Origin of the sequence: Rhodobacter capsulatus SB 1003, assembly GCF_000021865.1 — a bacterium.
Taxonomy (GTDB): domain Bacteria; phylum Pseudomonadota; class Alphaproteobacteria; order Rhodobacterales; family Rhodobacteraceae; genus Rhodobacter; species Rhodobacter capsulatus_B.
On the sequence record NC_014034.1, the window covers coordinates 2,720,704 to 2,745,712 of the forward strand.

Below are 25,009 nucleotides of genomic sequence, written 5' to 3' on the forward strand. Positions count from 1 at the left end.
CGGCACCCGTCGGTGGGCCCATTCCCTCCGGGGCTGAGCCCCTCGCACTTTCTCTCTCCGACGGGCGGCTGGACTATGGGCTACCGTGCTTTTGCTCTGAAGAACCTGGCGCGGCACGCTCCGAAGTACTTGCCATTCGCCGACGTGGCCAGTGAAGAGGTTCCGCTCTCGCGGTTGCTGCGACTGTCGCTCTTTCAGATCACCGTCGGGATGACCTTGACCCTGCTCGCGGGCACCCTCAACCGGGTGATGATCGTCGAGTTGGCGGTTCCGGCCTCGCTCGTCTCCGTGATGCTGGCGATGCCGATGCTGTTCGCGCCCTTCCGCACGCTGATCGGCTTCAAGTCCGACACGCACAAGTCGGCTCTGGGGCTGCGTCGCGCGCCCTGGATCTGGAAGGGAACGATCTATCAATTCGGCGGTTTCGCCATCATGCCCTTCGCGCTTCTGGTGCTGTCGGGCTTCGGGGAATCCGTGGATGCGCCGCGCTGGATCGGAATGAGCGCGGCTGCTCTTGCCTTCCTCCTCGTGGGGGCCGGGGTGCATATCGTCCAGACCGCGGGTCTGGCGCTGGCAACCGACCTCGTCGCGGAAGAAGACCAACCGAAGGTTGTCGGCCTCATGTATGTGATGCTGCTCTTCGGCATGGTGATCAGCGCGCTCACCTACGGGGCGTTGCTGGCGGACTACACGCCCGGGCGCCTGATCCAGGTGATCCAGGGCACGGCGTTGATGAGTGTCGTGTTGAACATGGCTGCGATGTGGAAGCAGGAAGCCGTCAGCCGGGAACGTGCCCGGCAGATGGAGACCGCCCAGCACCCGACCTTCCAGGAGGCCTTCGGCCTGCTGATGGGCCGTCCGGGGATGCTGGCGCTGCTGACCGTGATCGCGCTGGGAACGTTCGGCTTCGGTATGGCCGATGTGCTTTTGGAACCCTATGGCGGTCAGGCGCTGCACCTGACGGTCGGGGAGACGACGAAACTGACCGCGCTCTTTGCGCTGGGGACGCTTGCCGGGTTCGGCACTGCGTCCCGTGTGCTGGGGAACGGGGCAAGGCCGATGCCGCTGGCGGTGCTGGGTGCACTGATCGGGGTTCCCGGGTTTGTCGCCATCATTCTGTCCTCGCTGATCAGCCAGGGTGGTATCTGGTTGTTCCTTGTGGGCACCTTTGCTGTCGGGCTTGGCATCGGTCTTTTCGGCCATGCGACGCTGACGGCGACGATGCGGACCGCGCCCGCCGATCGGATCGGGCTGGCGCTGGGCGCATGGGGGGCGGTGCAGGCGACGGCCGCGGGCGTGGGGGTCGCGCTTGCCGGGGTGGTTCGTGACGGTTTGGTTGCCCTGCCGGGGACTTTCGGGTCCGGTGTGGCGGGGCCTTATAATACGGTGTTCGCCATCGAGGCGGTGATTTTGATCGTGGCCATCGCCTTCGCGGTTCCGCTTGTGCGGCGGGGAGGCCGATGATCCGGAGCCCGGCGGGACACCAGGACGTGACTGAAGAATGCCCTTGAACCCGAGGAGGACGCATGACGACGGTGATCACACGGCTTTATGCCGATGAAGAAACGGCTTGCGACATCGCAAGACAACTGAAAAGTGAAGGTATTCCGAAACGCGCTCTGAAGGTCGTCGTCGCCGACGGCAAGAAGGGCGCTGCCTTGGCCGAAGCCCTCAAGTCCGCCGGCGTGCATCCCAGCGCGGCTGCGGGCTATGCCGAACGTGTCGCCGGCGGCGCTGCCGCGCTCGTGGCGAAAGTCAACTACAAGCCGCTCGGCGCGGCGAAACTCGTGCGCGCCATCACTGCTCGCGCAGCGGTGGTCGCGGTCGAGAACGCAACCGAAGAGTTCACCTGTGAGGACGCATCTGAAATGACTGACAACATCATGAAAGACCACCGGCACATCTTCCTGCCGCAACCCGTCAAGGCCGACGAAAAGCCCGGCGCCTTCTCGGAGCGCTTTGGCTGGAAACTTCTGCTCGACACCCCGCGCAAGAAGAACGTCTACGAAGGCACCAAGTTCATGTCGCAAGACTTCTGGCCGACGCCCTTGGTGAAAACCACCGCGCCGAAGGTCAAGCTGATCCCGGCCGACGCTCCGCCGCAATCGGCGAAGTTCTGGAAGGCTCCGCTCCTGAAAGACACGCCGCGTCAATCGAACGTGATCCCGGGCGACTTCCTGCCCTTCTCGAACACCTTCGGCCTGGCGACCATTCAGCGTCGCTGATCACTGACAAGGGGCGGCACTGACCGCCCCTGCACTCCTCGGGTTTGCGCCCGTCTGTCCGCCCTTCCCCGGAAGGTCCGAACAGGCGGGCGCCTTTTATTTCGGCCCCCCGTCTTGGCCCCCCGTCTTGGCCCCCCCTGCCCTGCCCTGCTGCCTTGGCCTCGGGCGGAGAAGAAAACGCATCGCGTTTTCCCGCCCGTCGCAAGCCGGTCGACACGGGACCGCATCCATCAAGCACAACAAAGGGCGGCGCCCGTCCCGGCGGGCGAGAAGCGCCCGCCGGGGGCGGGGCGGGCGCTGCCCGAGGGCCTTTGGGCCCTCGGGGGTCATCGGACCAATGATCCGCCGGGCCAAGGCGATGGCCTTGGCCAGACCGAGGTCAAGCGGTGATGAAATCGCGCACGAAACTGCTGGCCGGGCGGGCGCGGATGTCGTTCGGGCGGCCGATCTGCTCGATCCGGCCCATCGACATCACCACCACCATGTCGGCCAGCTCCATCGCCTCTTCCTGATCATGGGTCACGAAGACCGTGGTCAGGCCGGTGGCGTCGTGAATGTCGCGCAGCCCCTGGCGCAGCTCCTTGCGGACCTTGGCATCCAGCGCGCCGAAGGGCTCGTCCAGAAGCAGCATCCGCGGCTCGATCGCCAGCGCCCGCGCCAGCGCCACCCGCTGCCGTTGCCCGCCCGAAAGCTGGCTGGGATAGCGCGATCCGATGTCGGGCAGCTGGATCAGCTCCAGAAGCCGCGCCACCCGCCGGGCGATTTCCAGCTTCGGCGGCCGCTCGGCCCGCGGCCGGGCGCGCAGCCCGTAGGCGATGTTTTCAAACACCGTCATGTGCCGGAACAAAGCATAGCTTTGAAACACGAAGCCCGCGCGGCGATCCTGCACCCGCAGGTTGGTGGCGTCCTGGCCGTCAAACAGCACCCGCCCCGAGGTCGGGAATTCAAGCCCGCCCAGAATCCGCAGAAGCGTCGTCTTGCCCGAGCCCGAGGGGCCCAGAAGCGCCACCAGCGCCCCCGAGGGAATGGCGAGCGACACCGGATGCAGCGCCGCCGTCGTGCCGAAGAGCTTCGAGATCTCTTGAATGTCGATATCCATCATGTCCCTCAATGGCGGTGGGTGGCGGCGATTTCGTCGGCGTGACGCAGTTCCAGCACGGTCTTGACCAGAAGCGTGACCAGCGCGAGCGCGGTCAGCAGCCCGGCCAGCGAAAACGCCGCGACCGAGAGATATTCGTTGTAAAGCATCTCGATGGTGATCGGCATCGTCGCGGTCTGGCCGCGGATCTTGCCCGAAACGACGGCAACGGCGCCGAATTCCCCCATCGCGCGGGCGTTGCACAAAAGCACGCCGTAAAGCAGCGCCCAGCGGATCTTCGGCAGCGTCACCGTGGTGAAGACCCGCCAGCCAGAGGCGCCCAGCGTCAGCGCGGCCTCTTCCTCCTGACAGCCCTGCTCAATCATCACCGGGATCAGCTCGCGCGCGACAAAGGGGAAGGTGACGAACATCGTTGCCAGAACGATCCCCGGCAGGGCGAAGACAATCGGGAAGCCCTGCGCGACGAGCCAGCCGCCAAGCGCGGAATTCGCCCCGAACATCAAGACGATGCACAGCCCCGCCACGACCGGGGACACCGAAAACGGCAGGTCGATCAGGGTGATCAGAAAGGCCTTGCCCCGAAAGTCGAAGCGGGTGATGAACCAGGCCGCGGCAATGCCGAAAGCGGCATTGAGCGGCACCGACAGCGCGGCAATCGTCAGCGTCAGCCGGATCGCGGAGAGCGCATCGGGGTTGCCCAGGCTTTTGAGCGCGGCAAACCAGCCCTTGGCCAGCGCCTCGACAAAGACGATCAGCAGCGGGGCGGCGACCAGAAGCGCCATCCCGGCGACGGCGGTCAGGATCAGAACGCCCCGCACCAGCGGCGTTTCATCGGTGGCGGATCGCCAGTTGCGTTCGGCAGCGTCAGACATCGCCAATCCTCCGGCGGCTCCAGATCTGGATCAGGTTGATCGACAGCAGCATCGCGAAGCTGATCGCCAGCATGGCAATGCCGATGGCGGCGGCGCCGTCATAGTTGAATTCCTCGAGCTGGATCACGATCAGAAGCGGGGCGATCTCGGTTTTCAGCGGGATGTTTCCGGCGATGAAGATGACCGAACCATATTCGCCCACCGCCCGCGCCAAGGACAGCGCAAAGCCGGTCAGCGCGGCGGGCAGCAGCATCGGCGCGATCACCCGGCGCAGCGTGGTGAAGCGCGTCGCCCCCAGCGTCGCCGAGGCCTCTTCGACCTCGCGGTCGATCTCCTCGATCACCGGCTGCACGGTGCGGGTGACGAAAGGCAGGCCGACGAAGATCAGCGCGATGAAAATCCCCCCTTGCGTATAGGCGATCTTCAGCCCGAACTCTTTCGCCAGGGCGCCAAAGGCCCCGTTCGGCGCATAAAGCGCGGTCAGCGCGATGCCCGCGACGGCGGTCGGCAGCGCAAAGGGCAGATCGACGGCGGCATCGACCAGACGGCGGCCGGGGAAATCATAGCGCACCAGCACCCAGGCAAGGGCGACGCCGAAGACCAGGTTGAACAAGGCCGCAAGGAACGACAGCCGGAACGACAGCTCCAGCGCCGCCCAGACCCGCTCGCGGTTCACCGTGGCCCAGATGCCCTCCAGCCCGTAGCTGGCGCCCTGCGCCAAAAGCGCGCCGATCGGGCCCAGCACCACCAGCGACAGCATCGTCAGCGTGATCCCCATCGAGAGCCCCAGCCCCGGCATCGGCGAGCGGTTGATCAGCAGGCCCGGCATGGCGAACACCTTCCTTCCGTGAGCTTCGTCATTTCCAAAATATCCACTGTGTCAGTCGAGATTGAAAGGGATAAATCTCGCCATTCTTGGTCGTGAATATAGAATTTTATTCCCCCCCCCCACTCCCCCGTGCCGGGGCGCCAGACGAAAAGGCCCCGCCGGGGGGCGGGGCCTTTGAAAGACGCGGGGAAACCGATCAGGCCGGGGCGCCGGTTCCGTCAAAGACACCCTCGAACAGCACCGAGGACAGGTAGCGTTCCCCAGAGTCGGGCAGGATCACCACGATGGTCTTGCCCGCATTTTCGGGCCGCGCCGCCAGCCGCAGCGCCGCCGCCGTGGCCGCGCCGCCGGAAATCCCGGCCAGAATGCCTTCCTCGCGCGCCAGCCGCAGCGCCACCGCCACCGCCTCCTCGTTCGAGACCTGCTCGATCGCATCGACAAGATCCAGATCCAGCACCTCGGGCACGAAACCGGCGCCGATGCCCTGGATCTTGTGCGGCCCGGGCTTGACCGGCTCGCCCGCGCGGGTCTGGCTCAGCACCGGGCTGGCCGCAGGCTCGACCGCGACCGAGGTGATCGCCTTGCCCAAGCCTTTCTTGAAATAGCGGCTGACGCCGGTGATCGTGCCGCCGGTGCCGACGCCCGCAACGAAAATGTCGATCTTGCCGCCGGTCGCGGCCTCGATCTCGGGGCCGGTGGTGCGTTCGTGGATGGCCGGGTTGGCCGGGTTCCGGAACTGCTGCAAAAGCACGTATTTCGGGTCCGAAGCCGCGATGTCCTCGGCCTTGGCGATGGCGCCCGCCATGCCCTTCGCCGCCTCGGTCAGCACCAGTTTCGCGCCATAAGCCAGAAGCAGCTTGCGCCGTTCCAGGCTCATCGTTTCGGGCATGGTGAGGGTGATCGGAATCCCGCGCGCGGCGGCGACGAAGGCCAGCGCGATCCCGGTATTGCCCGAGGTCGGCTCGACGATTTCCTTGCCGGGTGTCAGGATACCGCGTTCCTCGGCGTCCCAGATCAGCGCCGCGCCGATCCGGCATTTGACCGAGCCCGCCGGATTGCGCGCCTCGATCTTGGCCAGAACGGTGGCGCCCAGCCCCTGCCCCAGCCGCCCCAGCTTCACCAGCGGCGTGCCACCGATCGAAGCCGAATTGTCTTCGAAAACCGTCGTCATCTGCTTCTCCCCGATAGGTTCTGCCCCTATCGAGCATGCCCGGCCGCGGTTGAAAAGGGGCTAAAACCCGCCTTCCTGAAAGCGGTCTAACTTTGGGAGAATGGTGTTTTGGCCCCGGCCGGAAAAAGCACAAAATTCTGTTTCGCAGCACAGGCACAGGGGAAATCCGGGCCGAAAACCGGCCCGGACCGCCGTTCAGAGAATAAAATCCGCAAACCCGCCCCGGGCCAGGCCCGGGATTCGCCCCGGAGGCGGCGCGCCGGGATCAGGCCCCGGCGCGCGGCGGCGTTACAGATCGGTGCCGAAGCCGTAGGTCTGGGTGACGTAGTCGATGTCCTTGTCGCCCCGGCCCGACAGGTTGATCAGGATCGACCGGCCCGGATTGGCCGCCGCCTCGCGCATCGCAAAGGCCACGGCATGCGCGCTTTCCAGCGCGGGAATGATCCCCTCGTGCCGCGACAGCGCGTAAAAGGCCTTCAGCGCCTCCTTGTCATCGGCGGTGGTGTAATGCACCCGGCCGATCTTGTGCAGATGCGCATGTTCCGGGCCGACGCCGGGATAATCCAGCCCCGAGGCGACGGTGTGCACCGGCGCGGGCTCGCCGTTGGCGTCCTTCAGCACAAGGGTGCGGAAGCCGTGGATGTCGCCATCCTCGCCAAAGGAAATCGTCGCCGCGTGATCGCCGAGATTGGAGGAGGTGCCGAGCGGCTCGACCCCGTAAAGACCGACCGAAGCATCGTCGATGAAGCCCGAGAAGATCCCCATCGCATTCGAGCCGCCGCCGACGCAAGCCGCCACCATGTCGGGCAATTCGCCCGTCATTTCAAGGAATTGCTCCCGCGCTTCCACGCCGATGACATGCTGGAAATCGCGCACCATCCGCGGGAAGGGATGCGGGCCGACGACCGAGCCGATGGCGAAAAGCGCGGTATCGGCCTGGGCGATGTAGCTTTGGAAGCAGCTGTCCACCGCCTCCTTCAGCGAGCGCCCGCCAAAGGAGACCGGCACCACCGTCGCGCCCAAAAGCTTCATCCGGGTGACGTTCGGCGCTTCCTTGGCGATGTCGATCTCGCCCATGTGGATTTCGCATTCCATGCCGAAATAGGCCGCCGCCGTGGCCAGCGCCACCCCGTGCTGCCCCGCCCCGGTTTCGGCCATGAGCTTGGTCTTGCCCATGAATTTCGCCAGCAGGCCCTCGGCCATGCAATGGTTGAGCTTATGCGCGCCGGTATGGTTGAGATCCTCGCGCTTGGCATAGATCTGTGCGCCGCCGCACAGCGCCGAGAGGTTCTTCAGATAGGAAACGGGCGTGGGCCGGCCCTGGAAATGCTTGCGGATCAGCCGCAGCTCGGCGATGAAATCGGCCGATTTCGAGATCTTCGCATAAGCCTCGCGGATCTCCTTGAAATGCGGCTCGAGCGGCGGCGGCAGCATCGCCCCGCCGTAGCTGCCAAACCAGCCGTCCTTGTCCGGTGTCGTCTTGAGATAGGATGTCATCCTCGGTCCTCCCACGGTCTTTCCGCGCGGGATTTGACGCCGATCCGAGGCGAACGGCAAGGCGCGAAAGCGCCACAGTCGATTTCCGGTCCTGTCCCCCGCCCTCAACCGCTGCGGCGGGCGTCTCGGAGCAGAAAACGCGCAAAATCCGCGGCATCCATCGGGCTCGACCACAGATAGCCCTGCCCGACATCGACGCCCAGATCGACCAGCATCGCGCGCTGATCGGCATCCTCCACCCCCTCGGCGACCGAGCGGATGCCCATGCCGCGGGCGATTTCGGCGATCGCGGCGACGATGGCGCGATCGGCGCGGCGAAAGCACAGACCGGCGATGAAACTGCGGTCGATCTTCAGCTCTGCCACCGGCACCTTCTTCAGATCGCCCAGCGAGGCATGGCCGGTGCCGAAATCATCGAGCGACAGCTCGTAGCCGCGGTCCGCCAGCGAATCGAGCAGGCTGATCGTCATGTCGGTGCCGCGCCCGACGAAACATCCCTCGGTGATCTCGAGCAGCAGATCGCGGCCGTCGATGCCCGCCGCCTCGAACATGGCGATGGTGTCAAGCAGCAGCTCGGGCGATTTGATGTCGTCGGGATGGATGTTCAGCGCGATCTTGCCCGGCGCCAGCCCCGCGCCGCGCCAGCCCAGCAGATCGGCGGCCACGGTCTCGGCGATCCGGCGCGACAGATTCGGCAGAAGACCGCGTTCGGCGGCAATGGTCAGGAAACTGTCGGGGGCGATTTCCTCTCCGTCGGCGCGGCGCCAGCGCACCAGCGCCTCCGCCCCCAGCAGACGGCCGTCGCCCAGCGCGATCTTCGGCTGATACTGCACGTAAAGCTGCTCGCCCTCCAGCGCCTCGCGCAGCCCCGCCTCGATCCGGTCGCTCTCGATCACCCGCTTGCGCAGCTGTTCGTTGAACAGCAGGCATTGGCCGCGCCCGCTCTCCTTGGCGCGGTTCAGCGCCAGATCGGCCTTGAGCAGCAGTTCGACCGGATCGGCGCCATCCTCGGGGCAGATCACCGCGCCGATCGAAGCGCCCGGATGCACCCGCCGCCCGGCCAGATGCGCGGGCGGCTCGAAGGCCGCCAGCAGGCGATCGGCGATCGGGCGGATCTGCGCCGCGGCGCCGACCTCGGCCAGGATCACCGCGAATTCGTCGCCGCCCAGCCGCGCGATCACATCGCCCTCGGGCAGGTTGGCGCGCAGGCGGCGGGCGATTTCGGTCAGCAATTCATCGCCGAAGCCATGGCCGAACAGGTCGTTGACATTCTTGAACCGGTCGAGATCCATCAAGAGCAGCGCAAAGCCGTGTCCGCAGCCGCGCTGGCGGGCCACCGCCTCGGCCAGGCGGGCGTTGAAGGCCTTGCGGTTCAGCAGCCCGGTGGTGTCGTCGATATTGGCCAGGAGATAGTTTTCATCCCGGGCCTGGCGCAGGCTGTCGACGGCGCGCGACAGCGCCGCAAGGGAATCGTCGCGCTGCCGGGCGGTTTCGCCGGTGCGATAGGAAAAATAGGCCAGAAAGGCCCCGTAAAGCAGCGCATAAAGCGTCACCGACCAGGCCTGCGGCCAGCCCCCCAGATGAAACGACACGATCACCGCCGCGAGGATCGTCGCCTGAAAGGCCACCGCGGCAACAAAGGCGCGGTGCAGCATGAAGACGCCCCCGGCCAGCATGCCGGAACAGACAAGCAGCACCACCAGAGGCTCCCCGATCTGATGCAGGCCGATCACATGCAAGGGCAGCACCGCCCAGGGCACGGCGAAAAGCACCGAGGTCAGGATCAGCCGCCGCGCCGCCCGCGCCGAGACCCGTTCGACCTGCCGCCCGGCCGCACGGCGCGACATCCGGCTGAACGCAAACCCCAACGCCAGGACCGACCCGAGCCAGATCGCCACGAAGGTGTGGTCATCCTGGCGCAGCGTTTCCAGCCCATAGATCATCGCGTTCAGCGCGGCCACCAAAGCCCCGACCGAGGTTCCCTGCACGACACTGGACACATCTTCCGGGCTGGGATGCTTGGTCAGCATCGCCCGGATCCGGGTCAACAGGAGCGGTATCAGAGCCAAAACATCAGTCTTTCACAGGAGTCGCGGCCCCGATCATGGCGGCAAATGGTAACCAGCCCCTGAAGACGGCCCGAAAAATCCCGCCCAAGGCGAAAACGCCCGCCTCAGCCCAGCGCGAGATCCTTGGCCCGCAGCCCGTCAGCTTCCAGAAACCCGGACATAAAATCCATGGCGGGCAGGGGCTTGGCGAAATGATAGCCCTGCCCCAGATCGCAGCCATGCTGGCGCAGCCAGACCACCTGCGCGGGTGTGTCGATGCCCTCGGCGACGGTGCGCAGCCCCAGCGCCGCCGCCATCGCCAAAGTGGCGCGCACGATCGCATCCGAGGCGAAATCGCCCAGCGCGATGCGCGAGACGAAACTGCGGTCGATCTTCAATTCCTTCAGCTGCAGCTTTTGCAGATAGCTGAGCGAGGAATAGCCGGTGCCGAAATCATCGGCCGAGAGCTCGAAGCCCGCAGCGAGCAGCGCCTCGATGCTCTCGCGCGCATCGGAATTCAGATCGACGACGGCGCCCTCGGTGATCTCGAACAGCACATCCTCGGGGCCCAGACCCGCCGCCGCCAGATGCGCCAGCACCGCCTGCCCGAAGCGGACGCGACGCAGGCTCTCGGGCGAGAGGTTGATCGAGATGCACAGCTGCTGGCCGCGCCCGCGCAGCGTCGCGACAAAGGCGCCCACCAGATCGATCATCAAAAGGTCGATGTCACGCACGAGCCCGGTCTTTTCCGCGATCGGCATGAAGATGTCGGGGCCGATCCCCGCCAGCGCCGGATCGGTGCAGCGCACCAGCGCCTCGGCCCCGGCCAGACTGCCGTGATCGAGCAGATTGATCTTCGGCTGCAGATAAAGCGCAAAGGCGCCGTCGCGGATCGCGCGTTGCAGCGATTGTCCGATCATCGCCTCCTGCGCCAGCCGGTCGCGCAGCTTCGGCGTGAAGGGCACGGCGCGGTTGCCGCCCAGCGCCTTGGCCTCGTACATCGCCAGATCGGCGTTCAGCCACATTTCCTCGGGGCTGTGCGCATCCATCGGAAACAGGCTCATCCCCATCGAGGCGGACAGATACAGCGGCTGGCCGTCGATCTCGAAGGGTTCGGCGAAAGCCTGCGCCAGCGCCGCGGTCGCCGCCTCGGGTTCCTCGGCCAGACGGCCGCGGCTGAGAAAGGTGAATTCCTCGGCCCCGACCCGGGCCAGCAGCTGGTCGGGTTCGCGCAGCGCCTCGAGCCGTTCGGCGACCTTGCAGATCACCCGGTCGCCCAGCTGCGGGCCGAAACGGTCCTTGATCTGCTGGAACTGGTCGATCGACAGGAAGACCTGCTGCAAGAGATCGCCCGCGGGGCGCGCGCGCAGCTGCGCCGGGCCGACCTGGGCGCGGAAGGATTCGCGATTGGGCAGCCCGGTCAGCGCATCATGCGTCGCGGCATGGCTGGCCTCCTCGGCGGCCTGGGCCAGACGCCGTTCGTCCATCAGCCTTTGCGTGATGTCGGAGACCGAACAGACCACCTGCACCGGCCCGCCGCGCGATTCCATCGGCGCCGCATTGACCGAGATCACCCGCTCCGTCCCGTCCGGTCGCGGCAGGGTCAGGCGCAGGTCGTTCAGCGTCTCGCCGCCCTGCGCCACGCGCTCGAACGGAAAGCCCCGCCCCGCCCCGGTGCCCTCGCGCGGACCGTAAAGCCAGCCCAGCGCCGCGTGACAGCGCCCGACCAGACCCGCGCCGGTGGTGTCAAGGATCTGCTCCGCCTCCATGTTGGCAAAGACGATCACCCCCGAGGGATCGAAGGCCAGGATGCCCGAGACCGAGGTTTCCGTCAGCCGCTGCAGGAAGTCGTTCTTCGCGATCAGCTCGGCCTCGAGCAGCTTGCGGCGGGAAATGTCGACATGCACCCCCGAGAGCACCAGCGCCTCGCCGGTCGCGGCCATTTCGACGGCGCGGCCGCGCGACAGGATCCAGACCCAATGCCCGTCGGCATGGCGCATGCGGAATTCTTCGGTGAAGAAATAGTCCCGGCTGCGGAATTTCGGCGCCTGGGCGGTGTTCAGCCGCACCATGTCCTCCGGGTGGACGAGCGCGCGCCAGTCGTCGATCATCAGCGGCACGGGCAGGTCTTCGGGCTTGCGGCCGATGATCTCGGCCCAGCGGTCGTTGATCACCAGCCGGTTCGTGCGCAGATCATGCCGCCAGGTGCCCACCTGCCCGCCGGCGATGACATCGGCCAGACCCCGGATCGCCTCCTGCTGGTCGTGCACGTCAAGGGCGAAGCCGAACAGCCTGCCGCCGGGATCGCGCAGGGCGCTATCGACATCGGTCACCACCTTGATCCAGCGGTAAGTGCCGTCACGGTCGCGGATCCGGTGCACATGCGGCGGGATCGGCACCCGCCCGCCCGCGAAAATCTCGCGGTGCAGCGCCATGTGGGCGTTGAAACTCTCCATGTCGTCGGGATGGATCAGCGCGCGCAGCTCGGTTGTCGGCACCGCCTCCCCCTCGCGCCAGCCGATCCGGCGCGCCAGGATGCCGGAGGTGCGCAGCCACAGGACCCCGTGGCGGTCGACGAAGCTTTCCCAGTCGCAGCCCCCCGCCGCATCCAGCGCCCCGCGCAGCCGGTCCTCGGCCTGCGAGACGGCCTCGAACGCGGTTTCCTGCCGCGCCAGCGCGCCGCGCAAGATCCCCCAGAGCGCCAGCGAGGTCAACGCGATGAAGGCCCAGCCCTTGAAGGTCTGATAGGATTGATATTGCTGATAATCCGCGGAAATCGCGGTCAGCATCCGGTCGCTGGTCAGGACGTAGAGCACGCCCACCAGCGCATAGGCCGCGGCAATCCGGAACGCCGTCAAGTGATGAACCAGTTTGGCAGGCATGGAGGCTTTTCGCGTGAGTTCCGGGGTCAGAAGAAGTCGGACACGAACGCGGACGATGTGTCAATCGCCGTGAACGCGCGCTTTCGAAATACCCCGGCAGACTGCACCCAAGCTGTGAAGCAATCCTTGCGTTTTTGCGAAACGCGATTGAATCTCTGACGTATTTTCATGATTTTCTGCCCGGCGGACAGCCAAAGGCCGACGATCCGGGGACCGTCGGCCTTGAGTTCGCGGCCTTGCCCGATCAACTGCGGGCGCGCTCTTCAGCCGGGATCGGCTTTTTCAGCGCGATCAGCAGACCCGTCGTCACCAGCGTGCCGACAACGATCGAAAGCGCATAAAGCCCGAGGTTCGTCACCGCATGCGGGATCGCCAGCACGAAGATCCCGCCATGCGGCGCGACCAGCAGGCAACCCAGCGCCATCGACAGCGCCCCGGTGATCGCCGAGCCGACGATGATCGAGGGGATCACCCGGGCCGGGTCTTTCGCGGCAAAGGGAATGGCGCCTTCGGTGATGAAGGACAGGCCCAGCACCGCGGCGGCGCCCCCGGCTTCACGTTCTTCCGCGGTGAAGCGGTTCTTCGCAACCAGCGTCGCCAGCGCCAGACCCAGCGGCGGCGTCATGCCCGCGGCCATCACGGCGGCCATCGGCGCATAGGTGCTCGAGGTCAGCAGGCCGACGGCGAAAGTATAGGCGGCCTTGTTGATCGGCCCCCCCATGTCGACGGCCATCATGCCGCCAAGGATCAGGCCCAGAACGACGGCATTGGTGGTGCCCAGCCCCTGCAGGAAGGCGGTCATCGCGGCCAGGATCGCCGCCACCGGCGTGCCGACGACATAGACCATGATCAGCCCGGTGATCGCGGTCGAGAGCAGCGGCAGGATCAGGACGGGCTTGAGCCCTTCCAGCGTGCGCGGCAGCTTGATCGCATCGCGCAGCCAGCGCGCGACATAGCCCGCCAGGAAGCCCGCGACGATGCCGCCTAGGAACCCGGCATTCAGGTTCACCGCCAGCATGCCACCGATCAGACCCGGGGTCAGGCCGGGACGGTCGGCGATCGAATAGGCGATGAAGCCCGCCAGAACCGGCACCATCAGCTTGAAGGCGGCGCCGCCACCGATCGCCATCAGCGCCGCGGGCAGCGTGCCCTCGACCTCGAAGGCCTTGATCCCGAAGACGAACGAAAGCGCGATCAAGAGACCGCCCGCCACCACCAGCGGCAGCATGTAGGACACGCCCGTCAGCAGGTGCATATAGGGGCCCGAGCGGGTCGCGGCGCGTTGCGCCTTGAGCGCATCGACCGTGTCGGCCAGGTTGGTGCCCAGCACGACGCCTTCGGCCAGGGCCGCATCGAGCACCTTGGCCGCGCCCTTCACCGCCGCGCCGACCGAGGTCTTGTAGACCTTTTTCCCGGCAAAGCGGCTGTCATCGACATGGGTGTCGGCCGCGATCACCACCAGATCGGCGGCCTGGATCTGCGCCGCGCTCAGCGCGTTTTGCGAGCCCACCGAGCCCTGCGTCTCGACCGCGATTTCCCAGCCGCGGGCGGCGGCGGTCTTTTTCAGCGCATCGGCCGCCATGAACGTATGGGCAATGCCGGTCGGACAGGAGGTGATCGCCACCACCCTGAGCGGCCTTTGGCCTGTATCTGTCGTCATTTGCGGGGTCTCCTCTCCGGTCAGGGCAAGGGCCTCGGCCAGAACCGCCGCCGTCTGGGTGACGGCGCGGGCAGTCGAGGTCCGGTAAACGGGTTTCGTGACGAAGCGCACATCCTCGATGCGGAGGTCGGCGGCGATCAGCACCACATCGGCGGCGGCGATCTCGGCCCCCTGCAGCGGCGCCTCGACGCCCTCGGCAGAGTGGCGTTCGACACGGATCTGATGGCCCAGCGCCTGCGCGGTGGCGCTCAGCGCCTCGGCGGCCAGATGGGTATGCGCGACGCCCTTGGCCCCGGCGGTCACGGCAACGATCTTCGACATGGGTTCCTCCCCTGCGGCTCAGACGGGCGGCAGCGTTTTGACGGTGACGGTGCGGGCCAGCGCGGCAAGGCGCTCCGGCGGCGGCAGATGCGGGCCGATCTCGCCCAGCGCGCCCAGCGAAAAGGCGGTGGCCAGACGGGCGGTCTCGGCCAGGTCGAGACCAAGGGTGGCGGCATGGATCAGCCCGGCCACCATCGCGTCGCCCGCCCCCACGGTCGAGGCGATGGGGGTTGCGGGCGGGATCGCCAGCACCGCCTCGGCGCCGCGCACCAGTACCGCGCCCCCCGCCCCCATCGAGACAGCGACCAGCCCGACGCCCGAGGCCGCCAGATCGCGCGCGGCCTCGCGCACGCTCTCAAGGCCGGTCAGGGTGCGGCCCAGATGCGCGCCCAGTTCCGCGACATTGGGCTTGACGATGTCGGGCCGTGCCGCCAGCGCCAGACCGAGCGCGGGCCCCGAAGTGTCCAGCGCCACCCGCGCGCCGCCCTTGCGGGCAAGGGCCGCCAGTTCGGCATAGGCCTCGGCGCCGATCCCCGCGGGCAGGCTGCCGCACAGCGCAACCCAATCCAGGCCCTGCGCCAGAAGCTCGGTCAGGGTCGCGGCCACGGCGTCGAGATCGGCAGGCCCGGCGGCGATGCCCGGAAAGTTCAGATCGGTGACCTGATCTTGCAGCGGATCGACGATCTTCACATTCGTCCGCGTCGCGCCGGGCAGACGCTGACAGGCATCGACCAGCCCCGTCGCCGCGAAATGGCGCGCGAACAGCGCCGCATTCTCGGCGCCGAGCAACCCGGTCACCGCGACCCCGTGGCCGACATGGGCCAGGAAGGAGGCGACATTGACCCCCTTGCCGCCCGCATCGATGCGCGAGGCGGCCACCCGGTTCACCGCATCGGCGGTGAAGCCCGGCACGGTCACCGTCTGATCGACGGCGGAATTGAGCGAAACCGTGGCGATGCGCAGCGTCATTTCAGCCCCCGCACTTCGGCCGCGGTCGTGCAGGCCAGCGCGCGGCGCGCCAGATCCCGGTTTTCCGCCATCGCAGAGTGGCGCAGCTGCGCCTTGATCCCCGCCACCGCCGGGATCGAGACCGAGAGTTCCCGCACCCCCAGCCCCGAGAGCACCGCCGCCCCCACCGGATCGCCCGCGATGCCGCCGCAGGCGCCGACCCAGATCCTCGCGGCCTCGGCCGCGCGCACGGTGCTGTCGATCAGCCGCAGCACCGCCGGATGCAGCCCGTCGGCCTGTTTTGCCAGCACCGGATGCATCCGGTCCATCGCCAGCGCATATTGCGTCAGGTCATTCGTGCCGATCGAGAAGAAATCGACCCGTTTCGCCAGTTCCGGCGCCATCATCACGGCGGAGGGGATCTCGATCATGATGCCGATCTCGACCGGCGCGGCGCCGACCTCCAGCCGGACCTCCTCGGCGATGCGGCGGGCGGTTTCCAGCTCCTCGATCATCGCGATCATCGGGAACATGATGCGGACCTGCCCCCCGGCCGAGGCGCGGTAGATCGCCCGCAGCTGGGTGCGGAACAGGTCTTCGTGCGACAGGCAAAAGCGGATGCCGCGCTCGCCCAGGAACGGGTTTTGTTCAACGGGCATGCGCAGATAGGGGATTTCCTTGTCGCCGCCCACATCCAGCGTGCGGATGATGATCGGCAGCCCGTTCAGCGCCGAAAGCATGGCGGCATAGATCGCCAGCTGTTCGTCTTCGCCGGGCGGGGCCTCGCGGTTCACGAACAGGAATTCGGTGCGCAAAAGCCCCACGCCCTCGGCCCCCGCCTCGACCGAGGCGATGGCCTCGGCCACGTCGGAGATATTGGCGACCACCTCGACACGCGCGCCATCGACCGTCAGCGCGGGCTTGTAGCGTTCGCGCGCCTCCAGCTCGCGTTGCGCCGTCAGCGCCGCCATCGCGGTCTCGGCCCGGGCCTTGTCAGCCTCGGTCGGAGCCACGACGATCACGCCCGCGCCGCCATCCAGCAGAACCGGCGTGCCGGTCGCAAGATCAAGGAGCCGCGGCCCGACCCCCGCCACCGCCGGAATATCGAGCGCGCGGGCAATGATCGAGGTATGCGAGGTCGGCCCGCCCTGCGCCGTGGCAAGGCCCCGCACCAGCGCCGGATCGAGCCGCGCGGTATCGGAGGGCGTCAGGTCATCGGCCAGAAGGATGCAGGGCGCGGTGGGCAGATGCGTCTCGCCCGTCCGCACCCGGCCCAGATGCTGCAGCACGCGCTGGCCCGCATCGCGCAGATCGATGGCGCGGCCCGACAGCACCGCATCCTTCATCGCCCCCAGCATGTCGGCGCGGTCGGAAAAGACCCGGTGCCAGGCAAACCCGGCCGAGCGGCCCTGCCCGATCAGCGCCTTCGCCTCGGCGACCATTTCGGGGTCGTGCAAAAACTCCTGATGCGCGCGGAAGATCGCGGCGCGGGCGGGGCCGGATGTCTTCCAGACCTCGTCGTGCAGCTCTTCCAGCTCGTGCCAGGCGGTCTGCAGCGCGGTGTCGAGCCGGTCGGTTTCAAAGGCCGCATCCGCGGCGTCGGTGTCAAAGACCACCTCGTCGCGGGCAAAGCGGAAGACGGGGGCAAGCGCGTAGCCCGGCGAGGAGGAGATGCCCACAAGGGTGCGCCCCTCGTAGGATGCCATCGACGCCCCCGCCCCCGTCAGACCGGGCGTCGCGGCTTCGGGGGCCGCCGCACCGGTATCTTCTTCGTCTTCAAGCCCGGCCTCAAAGGCCGCGGCGATCGCCGCCAAAGCCGCGGTCGCATCTGCCCCTTCGGCGCTGATGCGCAGGGCCGCGCCCTGCGCCGCGCCCAGATTGAGCAGCGAAATCAGGCTTTTGCCATTCGCGACCTTGGCGCCGTTGCGGATGCGGATCTCGGCCGCAAAACCCTTGGCCAGATCGACCAGCGTCGTTGCGGGCCGGGCATGCAGCCCATGCGCGCCCGTCACCACCACGTCGATGCCCTGCGCGAAATCCGCGGGCGTCTCGGCCGGGGCCGCCACGGGCGCCGCCGCCCCGGTCAGCCGCGCCACGATCACCGCGGCGTCCAGCGTCGTCGCCAGCCGCTCGGCCTCGGCCTCGTCGCCCAGAACGTCGGTCAGGTTGCTCAGCACCTGCAGGTGTTCATCCGATTTCGCCGCGATCGCGACGACCAGACGCGCGGTGTCGCCCGGCGCCCATTCGACCCCCGCGGGCAGCTGCACCACCGCAATCGCCGTGTCATGGATCAGGTCGCGGTCCTGCGGCAGGCCATGCGGTATAGCGATCCCGTTGCCCAGAAAGGTATTCGCGACGGCCTCGCGGCCCATCATGCTCTGGCCGTAGCGCGGGTCGATCTTGCCCGCCGCGGTGAGCAGGTCGACGGCCTGCGCGATGGCATCGGCCTTGTCGGTGGCCGTCTTGCCGATGGCCACAAGTTCGCTGGTCAGGGGTATCACGGTTCCTCCTCGGCATCGGATGTGCGATGCTCTTGCAGGCGACGAAGCGCCCGGCAGATGAATGGAGTATGTCGCCCGTGACGGCCCGGCTTGTAACAATTGTCATATTGGCGCTGAGCCTGACCCGCGCCGAGGCGCTCGAGGTGCTGACCCGCGACGGCGGCCCGATTGCGGGCCCGGCCATCGCCCATGGGGCAGAGTTCGCGCGCGAAACCGGCGTGGCGGTGCATGTGACGCCCCGCCCCTTTGACGCGCTTTACGGGGCGGTGATGATGGGCTTCGTCACCGGCAGCCCCCCCGCCGATGTGCTGATCCTGCCCGCCGACTGGCTGCCCGATGTCGCGCCCTATCTGATGCCGGTGCCGGACGACCTTGTGCAAAGCCCGCTGGTGCAGGGCATCCACCCCGCCTATCGCGACCGGCAGATGCGCTGGCGGGGCCAGTGGCTGGCGGTGACGCTGGACGGCGATCTGCACATGGGCGCCTATCGCCGCGATCTGTTCGAGGACCGGGCCGCGCAGGCCGCCTATCGGGCGCAGACCGGCCGGGCGCTGGAACCGCCCCGGACATGGCAGGATTACGCCCGCATCGCCGCCTTTTTCCGCGCCCGGGGCGTGGCGGGCACGCTCGAGGCCTCGGCCGAGAACGGGCAACGGCTCTGGTCGCTGTTTTCCCACGCCGCCGCCTATACCGCCCATCCCGACCATCCGGGGCATTTCTTCTTTGACCCGGACACGATGGCGCCCGAGATCGACAACCCGGCCTGGGTGCGGGCGTTGCACGATTATCTTGATGCGCTCGCGACCGCGCCGGGACCTGCCTTGCCCAGCCATGGCGTGCGGACGGAATTTGCCGCCGGAGCGGCGGCGATGGCGCTTGACTGGTCCGATATCGGCACGGTGGCGACTGATCCCGCGAGTTCGAAAATCCGCGACCGGGTCGGGTTCTTTGCCTTGCCCGGCACCGATCAGGTCTGGAACCCGGTCGCGAAGCGCTGGGACCGGCTGGCCGCGCCGCGCCCGGTGCCGTTCCTGGCCTTTGGCGGCTGGATCGCGGTGGTGCCGCGCGGGGCCGCCGATCCGAAGGCCGCCTGGGATTACATCGCCTTCCTGGCCGATCCGGCGCGGGCCACGCGCGACGTGATGACGGGCGCTTCGGGCTTCAACCCCTATCGGCTGTCGCAGCTGGACGACACCGCGGGCTGGTCGACCCTGATGGGGGCGCAGGCGGCGGCGGATTACCTGTCGGTGCTGCGCGAAAGCCTGTCGGCGCCGCAGACCGCGCCGGATTTGCGCCTGCCCGGCTATCCCGCCTACATGGCCGCGCTCGATGCCCGTCTTGGCCGGGTGCTCTCGGGCGAGATCACCCCCGAGGCGGCTCTGGCGGCGGCGGCGACCGACTGGGACCGGATCACCGACCGGCTTGGCCGCGCCAGCCAGCGCCGCCACTACCGCGAGGCGATGGGGCTGGAGGCGGCGCCATGAGCCTGTGGCGCGGCATTCAGGGGCGGCTGTTGCTGATCGTCGCGCTCTCGACGCTGGCGATGGCGCTGGCGGGGTTTGCGGCGATCCGGGCGCTGGATCAGATCGGCGAGGCGGCGGAAACGGTGACCGGCCGCGACGTGCCCGCGATGGCGGCGGCGCTGCGTCTGGCGCGGATCGGCGACCGACTGCAAAGCCGCGGCGCCAGCCTGATGGCCGCCAGCACCGCCGCGGCGCTGAGCGAGGCGCAACGCGCCATCGACGCCGATCTGGCCGCCTTTGCCGAGCAGATGGGCGCCCTGCGCGCGGCCGCGCCCACGGATAGCCCCGATCAGATCGCGACGCTGTCGGCCGAACTGGCGGCACGGCTGCGCGCACTTTCCACCGATCTCGACCGGCTGCGCGGCCTTGCGACGCTGCGCGCGGCGGAGCGGGCGAAGATGCTGGCACAACAGGATTTTCTGCGCCAGCTTCTGGGTCCCTCGATCCTCGCGGTCGAGGCGATCACCGCGGGCGAGACCCTGCCCGACCCGGAGATCTACCGCACCGCCGTCCGGTCTCAGGCGCCGCTTCTGGCCGCCGAACGGCTGACCGACCGGGCGATGTCGGAGCTGCTCTTGGCGGGCGACGCCCGCGAGGCGCAGGCGCTGCAGCGGGGCCGGGACGCCTATCGGCGCACGCTGGCGCAGCTTGAGGCCACCGGCGCGGCCCTGCCCGCGGGCCTGCGCGCCGATTTCGGCCGGGCGCTGGCCAGCTTTCGCGATCAGGCGGCGCCGGGCGGGATCTTCGATCTGCAGACGCAGGAGATGACCGCCCGCAGCGCCGCCGAGGCCGATCTGCGCGCCGCCGCCGCACGGGCCGCGGATCTGAAAGCCGCGGTCGATGCCCGGGTGCTGGCCGCCAGCCGCACCACCGCCGAGGTGACCGAAAACCTGCGCCGCACGATCCTGGAACGCACGGCGCAATTCGCCGCGATCGGCCTTGCGGTGATCCTGATCGCCGGGGGGCTGTCCTATGGTCTGGTGATCCGGCCGCTCTCGCGCAATCTGCGCGGGGTGACGGCGGCGATGGTGCGGCTGGCCGCGGGCGAACGCGACGCCACCGTGCCCGGTGCCAACCGCGCCGACGAGATCGGCGATCTGGCCCGCGCCTTCACCGTCTTTCGCGAAAACTCGGCGCAGGTGGAAAAGCTCGACCGGGAACTGGCGGAACGATCAAGCCTGCTGCTGGCGACCTTCGAGACGATGAAGGACGGCTTTTCCGTCTTTGACGGCGACCGGCGGCTGGTGGCCTGCAATCCGCAATATCTGGCGCTGCATGATTTCACCGCCGAAGATGTCGCCGCCGCCCCGACGATCACCCGGATCAACCGGATGCTGGTGGCGCGCGGGGTGCAGGCCAGCCTGCCCGACGGCACGCCGGTCGATCTGGATGATCTGGTGCCGCGGCGGCTGGCCGGGCCGACGCGGGTGGAGATGCGCTTTCCCTCGGGGCGGGTGCTGGAGCTGCGCTCGAACCCGATCCCGATGGGCGGCTTCGCCACGATCCACATGGATGTGACCGAAAGCCGGGCGACGCAAAGCCAGCTTCTGCATGCGCAAAAGCTGGAGACGGTGGGCCAGCTGACGGGCGGGATCGCGCATGATTTCAACAACATCCTGGCGGTGATCATCGGCAATCTGAACATTCTGGCGCGGGAACTGGTGGAAACCCCCGCGCTGAAGGCCCGCGCGGAGCGCGGTCTTTCCGCCGCCAACCGCGCCGCCGGGCTGATCAATCGTCTGCTGACCTTTTCGCGCCGCCAGCGCCTTGCGCCGGAAAATGTCGATCTGAACGGCCTTGTGCGCGGGATGCTCGATCTGATGCAATCCAGCCTTGGGTCGGGGATGCGGATCACGCCGGATCTTGCCGCGGATCTGCCGCGGGTGCGGGTCGATCCGGGGCAGCTGGAAAACGCGCTGATGAACCTGGCGGTGAATGCCCGCGACGCGATGGAGGGAGCGGGCGAAATCACCGTCATCACGCGCCGGGCCGCGGACGGCTTTGTCGAGCTGGCGGTCGCCGACACCGGCGCGGGCATCCCGCCCGACCTTCTGGAACAGGTCTTCGAGCCCTTCTTCACCACGAAACCCGTGGGCAAGGGCAGCGGGCTGGGCCTGTCCATGGTCTATGGTTTCGTGCGGCAATCGGGCGGCACGGTGACGATCGAGAGCGCCCCGGGCGCGGGCACCCGCGTCAGCCTGCGCCTGCCCGAGAGCACCGCCCCCGAGGCCCCCGCGCGCCCCGAAGGGCTGGACAGCGCCGAGGCCTGCATTCTGGCCGTCGATGACGACGCCGACCTGCTGGAGATCACCGCCGATCAACTGCGCCGTCTGGGCCATGCCGTGGTGACCGCGCCCGACGGGCTGACCGCCTTGGAAATGCTGAAGGAAATCCCGGAAATCGACCTGCTTTACACCGATCTGGCGATGCCCGGGCTGGGCGGGCGAAGGCTGGCCGAAGAGGCGCAGGCGCTGCGCCCGGGCCTGCCGGTGCTCTTCACCTCGGGGGCGCCGGGCAAGGCGGGGGCGGATCTGCCGAATCTGCTTCGAAAACCCGTCCCCGAAGAGTTCTGGCCGCCGCGATCCGCCTGACGCTGGAAGATCAGAGCCGCTTCACCTCGGCATCCAGCACATAGCCCGCGCCGCGTTCGGTGCGGATCAGCTGCGGCGCGCGCGGATTGGGCTCGATCTTGCGCCGCAGCCGCAAGATCAGCACGTCGATGGTGCGGTCGAAAACCTCGCCGCCATCCGCCCGGGTGCGTTCCAGAAGCTGATCGCGGCTGAGCACGCAGCGCGGCGCCCGCACGAACGCCTCGAGCAGCAGGAATTCCGCATTGGTCAGCGCCACGCCCTGCCCCGCGGGGGTTTCAAGGCTGCGCGCCGTCAGGTCGATCACCCAGCCCGCGAAACTGCGCCGGTCATGTTCGGTCAGCTCGACCGGCACCGCAGCCGCGCCCGAGCGGCGCAGCACCGCCTTGATCCGCGCCACCAATTCGCGCGGATTGAAGGGTTTGACCACGTAATCATCGGCGCCCATTTCCAGGCCGACGATCCGGTCCACATCGCCGCCCAGCCCGGTCAGCATGATGATCGGAATCGCGGATGCCGCCCGCAGCCGCGCGGCCAAGGTCAGCCCGTCCTGATCGGGCAGGCGCAGATCGAGCAGGATCAGATCGGGCGCCGCCGCCGCCAGCGCGGGCGCCACCTCGGCCGCGGTCGCCGCCTCGCTCACCTCCCAGCCGCGCGATTCAAGCTCGTAACGCACAAGCTCGCGCACATCCGGGTCGTCATCGACGATCAGAATCCTCACCATGCCGCAGGCCTCCCCCGTCGCAGCATAAGAAGGGATCGCCCGGCCCGCCAGCCTTGCGGCACACTCGTCCTCGCAGGGGGCATTTCCGCAATCAGGGTTATTGCACCGGGCCTGCGGGGTCTTCGCCCGGCCGGTCTTCCGCTTCGGCGATGTCGCCGGGGATGACATAGCTGCCGTTCAGCCAGCGCGCCAGATCGACATCGGCGCAGCGTTTGGAACAGAAGGGGCGGTAGTTCGCCGCCGTCGCCTTGCCGCAAATCGGGCAGCTCATGTCCGCCCCGCCAGCAGAGAGGTCAGCGCCACGCGGTCGCGCTTGCGCACCAGTTCGAAAAGCCCCAGCGGCGTCCAGCCCGCAAGGCTGGTTTCCGCCGCCTCGCCCTTGAAGGCGGTGCGTAGTTGCTGTTCCAGCACCAGACGGTCTTTCTTCGGCATCGGCGCGAAATCGACCACGACCTGACCGCCCAGACCCCGCAGCCGCAACTGCCGCGGCAGATCGCGGGCGGCGGCAATATTCGCCTTGAGCGCCGCGGCGGGCGAGGTGTCGGGGCCGGTGTTCACATCCACGGCCACCAGCGCGCGCGTGGGCTCGATCATCATGTGACCGCCGCCCGGCAGCGCCACGCGCGGGGTCAAAACCGCGTCGATCGCCTCCAGAACGCCATGATCTTCAAAGCCCTCCACCACCTCGTCGGGGGCGGGATCGGCCCATTCGCGCCAGGCTTCCTCGTGCGGCGCGGGGGCATCGACCAGCAATTCCGGGGCGCCGTCCAGATCGGCCAAAACCGCCTCGGCCAGCTCGCGCAGGCCTGCGATATCCTCGACGATCTCACCCTCTTCCGCGCCCTCGCAGGCCGAGCGCAGGATGAGGCCCATGTCCGAGCCCTCCATCACCACGCCTGCAAGCGCCTGCAGACCTTCCCGCGTGTCTTCCTCGCGGATGCGGCGCGAAACATTCAGCCCCGGCGCCCCGGGGGTGACGATGCCGTAGCGGCCCTTGAACAGAAGCCGCAGCGTCACCGGCACGGCCTTGCCAGGTTCCGCCCCGCCCGAGACCTGCACCAGAACCGATTGCCCCGGCGAGAGCCCCTTGGCGTCTTTCAGGAACCCTTTTTCACCGCCCGGAAGGGCGACGAACAGACCGCCCTGCCCCTTCATCGGGCGTTCGATCTTCGCGCGGCAGATCGCACCGGGCGCCAAAGCCATCGCATCGGACACATCGACCAGCAGATCTTCCAGCTGGCCATCGACCATCAGCGCGGCGGCCTCAAGCCCGCCGATGGCGCCCAGAACCACGATCCGACCCTTCATGCGCCTTCTCCCACCGCAACGCCCGCCGCGCGCAACAGCACGGCGGTCTCGGCCAGCGGCAGGCCGACGACGCCGGTGAACGAGCCCTGCAGCCAGGGGATGAACGCCCCGGCCAGGCCCTGAATCGCATAGCCGCCCGCCTTGCCCTGCCATTCGCCGGACGCAAGATAGCCGTTCACTTCGGTGTTCGAGAGCGGACGGAATTTCACCACCGTATCCACCAGCCGCTCGCGCAGACCGGCACTTGTCCGCACCGCCACGGCGGTCAGCACATGATGGCGACGGCCGGAAAGCAGCCACAGGAACTCGGCCGCTTCCTTTTCATCGGCGGGCTTGCCCAGGATCCGGCGCCCGCAGGTGACGGTGGTATCGGCGGTCAGGATCACCTCCTCCGCGCCGCAATCCAGCACGGCGGCCTTTTCGCGGGCCATGCGCGCGACATAGGCACGGGCATCTTCACCGCGCGCGGGGGTTTCATCGATGTCGGGAACGCGGACCTCGGCCGGGGTCAGACCCAGCTGACCCAGAAGCTCGCGTCGCCGCGGGCTGGCCGATCCGAGGATGAGCTTCACTTGAAGCGGTAGTTGATGCGACCCTTGGACAGGTCATAGGTGTTCATTTCCACCTGCACCCGGTCGCCTGCCAGAACGCGGATGCGGTTTTTCCGCATCTTGCCTGCCATATGCGCGATGATCTCATGGCCGTTTTCCAGCTCGACCTTGAACGTCGCATTCGGCAGGAGTTCCTTCACGACGCCGGGGAATTCGAGCATTTCTTCCTTGGCCATGGTCACTCCATTGGGGATACCCGCAC

The 25,009-nt window shown here is 67.9% G+C and carries 19 protein-coding genes; 4 read left to right on the plus strand and 15 right to left on the minus strand.

Annotated features, from left to right (window positions below; all coding sequences use genetic code 11):
• The first annotated feature begins 75 nt into the window (after positions 1 to 75).
• Both pucC and RCAP_RS12550 read left to right on the plus strand, forming a co-directional pair.
• Complete coding sequence (pucC, locus tag RCAP_RS12545) at positions 76 to 1,464, plus strand: light-harvesting complex assembly protein PucC (protein WP_013068241.1); 1,389 nt, start codon at positions 76 to 78, stop codon at positions 1,462 to 1,464.
• A gap of 62 nt (positions 1,465 to 1,526) precedes the next feature.
• On the plus strand, positions 1,527 to 2,225 hold the full coding sequence (locus RCAP_RS12550) for a hypothetical protein (protein WP_013068242.1): 699 nt from the start codon (positions 1,527 to 1,529) through the stop codon (positions 2,223 to 2,225).
• 379 nt (positions 2,226 to 2,604) lie between these two features.
• On the opposite strand, the gene RCAP_RS12555 is transcribed toward RCAP_RS12550, so the two are convergent.
• The 10 genes from RCAP_RS12555 to ptsP all read right to left on the minus strand — a co-directional run bounded on the left by RCAP_RS12555 (position 2,605) and on the right by ptsP (position 18,053).
• Positions 2,605 to 3,324, minus strand: a complete 720-nt coding sequence (locus RCAP_RS12555; RefSeq protein WP_013068243.1) for a sulfate/molybdate ABC transporter ATP-binding protein — start codon at positions 3,322 to 3,324, stop codon at positions 2,605 to 2,607.
• Between the two features lie 8 nt (positions 3,325 to 3,332).
• Positions 3,333 to 4,196 (minus strand): sulfate ABC transporter permease subunit CysW, encoded by an 864-nt coding sequence (gene cysW / locus RCAP_RS12560; RefSeq protein WP_013068244.1) that lies wholly within the window; start codon positions 4,194 to 4,196, stop codon positions 3,333 to 3,335.
• Positions 4,189 to 5,025, minus strand: coding sequence for a sulfate ABC transporter permease subunit CysT (cysT, locus tag RCAP_RS12565; protein ID WP_013068245.1), 837 nt, complete (start codon positions 5,023 to 5,025; stop codon positions 4,189 to 4,191). Before cysT ends, cysW begins: the two co-directional genes overlap by 8 nt.
• Positions 5,026 to 5,221: 196 nt before the next feature.
• Positions 5,222 to 6,196 (minus strand): cysteine synthase A, encoded by a 975-nt coding sequence (gene cysK / locus RCAP_RS12570; RefSeq protein ID WP_013068246.1) that lies wholly within the window; start codon positions 6,194 to 6,196, stop codon positions 5,222 to 5,224.
• Between the two features lie 288 nt (positions 6,197 to 6,484).
• Positions 6,485 to 7,693 carry a tryptophan synthase subunit beta gene (gene trpB / locus RCAP_RS12575; RefSeq protein ID WP_013068247.1) on the minus strand — a complete coding sequence of 403 codons (1,209 nt, stop codon included), beginning with the start codon at positions 7,691 to 7,693 and terminating at the stop codon, positions 6,485 to 6,487.
• Between the two features lie 104 nt (positions 7,694 to 7,797).
• Entirely contained in the window at positions 7,798 to 9,723 is a 1,926-nt protein-coding gene (locus RCAP_RS12580) for a putative bifunctional diguanylate cyclase/phosphodiesterase (RefSeq protein ID WP_013068248.1), read from the minus strand.
• A 143-nt stretch (positions 9,724 to 9,866) separates the two neighbouring features.
• Positions 9,867 to 12,623, minus strand: coding sequence for a sensor domain-containing protein (locus RCAP_RS12585; protein ID WP_013068249.1), 2,757 nt, complete (start codon positions 12,621 to 12,623; stop codon positions 9,867 to 9,869).
• A gap of 244 nt (positions 12,624 to 12,867) precedes the next feature.
• Positions 12,868 to 14,604: a PTS fructose-like transporter subunit IIB gene (locus RCAP_RS12590; protein ID WP_013068250.1), complete on the minus strand. Its 1,737-nt coding sequence runs from the start codon at positions 14,602 to 14,604 to the stop codon at positions 12,868 to 12,870.
• Positions 14,605 to 14,622: 18 nt separating this feature from the next.
• Positions 14,623 to 15,573, minus strand: a complete 951-nt coding sequence (gene pfkB, locus RCAP_RS12595; RefSeq protein ID WP_013068251.1) for a 1-phosphofructokinase — start codon at positions 15,571 to 15,573, stop codon at positions 14,623 to 14,625.
• Positions 15,570 to 18,053, minus strand: a complete 2,484-nt coding sequence (gene ptsP / locus RCAP_RS12600; RefSeq protein WP_013068252.1) for a phosphoenolpyruvate--protein phosphotransferase — start codon at positions 18,051 to 18,053, stop codon at positions 15,570 to 15,572. Before ptsP ends, pfkB begins: the two co-directional genes overlap by 4 nt.
• A gap of 68 nt (positions 18,054 to 18,121) precedes the next feature.
• Between ptsP and RCAP_RS12605 the strand changes: the two genes are divergently transcribed.
• Both RCAP_RS12605 and RCAP_RS12610 read left to right on the plus strand, forming a co-directional pair.
• A complete protein-coding gene (locus RCAP_RS12605) occupies positions 18,122 to 19,537 on the plus strand; it encodes an ABC transporter substrate-binding protein (RefSeq protein WP_013068253.1) in 1,416 nt (471 codons plus the stop codon).
• On the plus strand, positions 19,534 to 22,167 hold the full coding sequence (locus RCAP_RS12610) for an ATP-binding protein (RefSeq protein WP_013068254.1): 2,634 nt from the start codon (positions 19,534 to 19,536) through the stop codon (positions 22,165 to 22,167). The genes RCAP_RS12605 and RCAP_RS12610 overlap by 4 nt, the downstream gene beginning before the upstream one ends.
• Positions 22,168 to 22,177: 10 nt before the next feature.
• On the opposite strand, the gene RCAP_RS12615 is transcribed toward RCAP_RS12610, so the two are convergent.
• The 5 genes from RCAP_RS12615 to infA all read right to left on the minus strand — a co-directional run bounded on the left by RCAP_RS12615 (position 22,178) and on the right by infA (position 24,983).
• The gene (locus RCAP_RS12615; RefSeq protein ID WP_013068255.1) at positions 22,178 to 22,888 is read right to left on the minus strand and encodes a response regulator; all 711 of its coding nucleotides are present in this window, start codon (positions 22,886 to 22,888) and stop codon (positions 22,178 to 22,180) included.
• Positions 22,889 to 22,985: 97 nt separating this feature from the next.
• Positions 22,986 to 23,159: a DNA gyrase inhibitor YacG gene (locus tag RCAP_RS12620; protein ID WP_013068256.1), complete on the minus strand. Its 174-nt coding sequence runs from the start codon at positions 23,157 to 23,159 to the stop codon at positions 22,986 to 22,988.
• Entirely contained in the window at positions 23,156 to 24,196 is a 1,041-nt protein-coding gene (locus RCAP_RS12625; protein WP_013068257.1) for a ribonuclease E/G, read from the minus strand. The genes RCAP_RS12620 and RCAP_RS12625 overlap by 4 nt, the downstream gene beginning before the upstream one ends.
• Positions 24,193 to 24,768 (minus strand): Maf family protein, encoded by a 576-nt coding sequence (locus RCAP_RS12630; protein WP_013068258.1) that lies wholly within the window; start codon positions 24,766 to 24,768, stop codon positions 24,193 to 24,195. Before RCAP_RS12630 ends, RCAP_RS12625 begins: the two co-directional genes overlap by 4 nt.
• Entirely contained in the window at positions 24,765 to 24,983 is a 219-nt protein-coding gene (infA, locus tag RCAP_RS12635) for a translation initiation factor IF-1 (protein ID WP_013068259.1), read from the minus strand. The genes RCAP_RS12630 and infA overlap by 4 nt, the downstream gene beginning before the upstream one ends.
• Positions 24,984 to 25,009 lie beyond the last annotated feature (26 nt).

Excerpts from the sequence above, each read along its gene's own strand:
- RCAP_RS12590 (WP_013068250.1), bottom strand. The coding sequence starts at position 14,604 with ATGTCGAAGATCGTTGCCGTGACCGCCGGGGCCAAGGGCGTCGCGCAT.
- cysW (WP_013068244.1), bottom strand. The coding sequence starts at position 4,196 with ATGTCTGACGCTGCCGAACGCAACTGGCGATCCGCCACCGATGAAACG.
- RCAP_RS12615 (WP_013068255.1), bottom strand. The coding sequence starts at position 22,888 with ATGGTGAGGATTCTGATCGTCGATGACGACCCGGATGTGCGCGAGCTT.
- pucC (WP_013068241.1), top strand. The coding sequence starts at position 76 with ATGGGCTACCGTGCTTTTGCTCTGAAGAACCTGGCGCGGCACGCTCCG.
- RCAP_RS12605 (WP_013068253.1), top strand. The coding sequence starts at position 18,122 with ATGTCGCCCGTGACGGCCCGGCTTGTAACAATTGTCATATTGGCGCTG.
- infA (WP_013068259.1), bottom strand. The coding sequence starts at position 24,983 with ATGGCCAAGGAAGAAATGCTCGAATTCCCCGGCGTCGTGAAGGAACTC.
- RCAP_RS12625 (WP_013068257.1), bottom strand. The coding sequence starts at position 24,196 with ATGAAGGGTCGGATCGTGGTTCTGGGCGCCATCGGCGGGCTTGAGGCC.
- cysK (WP_013068246.1), bottom strand. The coding sequence starts at position 6,196 with ATGACGACGGTTTTCGAAGACAATTCGGCTTCGATCGGTGGCACGCCG.
- RCAP_RS12585 (WP_013068249.1), bottom strand. The coding sequence starts at position 12,623 with ATGCCTGCCAAACTGGTTCATCACTTGACGGCGTTCCGGATTGCCGCG.
- RCAP_RS12580 (WP_013068248.1), bottom strand. The coding sequence starts at position 9,723 with ATGCTGACCAAGCATCCCAGCCCGGAAGATGTGTCCAGTGTCGTGCAG.
- cysT (WP_013068245.1), bottom strand. The coding sequence starts at position 5,025 with ATGCCGGGCCTGCTGATCAACCGCTCGCCGATGCCGGGGCTGGGGCTC.
- RCAP_RS12620 (WP_013068256.1), bottom strand. The coding sequence starts at position 23,159 with ATGAGCTGCCCGATTTGCGGCAAGGCGACGGCGGCGAACTACCGCCCC.
- RCAP_RS12550 (WP_013068242.1), top strand. The coding sequence starts at position 1,527 with ATGACGACGGTGATCACACGGCTTTATGCCGATGAAGAAACGGCTTGC.
- pfkB (WP_013068251.1), bottom strand. The coding sequence starts at position 15,573 with ATGACGCTGCGCATCGCCACGGTTTCGCTCAATTCCGCCGTCGATCAG.
- RCAP_RS12610 (WP_013068254.1), top strand. The coding sequence starts at position 19,534 with ATGAGCCTGTGGCGCGGCATTCAGGGGCGGCTGTTGCTGATCGTCGCG.
- RCAP_RS12555 (WP_013068243.1), bottom strand. The coding sequence starts at position 3,324 with ATGGATATCGACATTCAAGAGATCTCGAAGCTCTTCGGCACGACGGCG.
- trpB (WP_013068247.1), bottom strand. The coding sequence starts at position 7,693 with ATGACATCCTATCTCAAGACGACACCGGACAAGGACGGCTGGTTTGGC.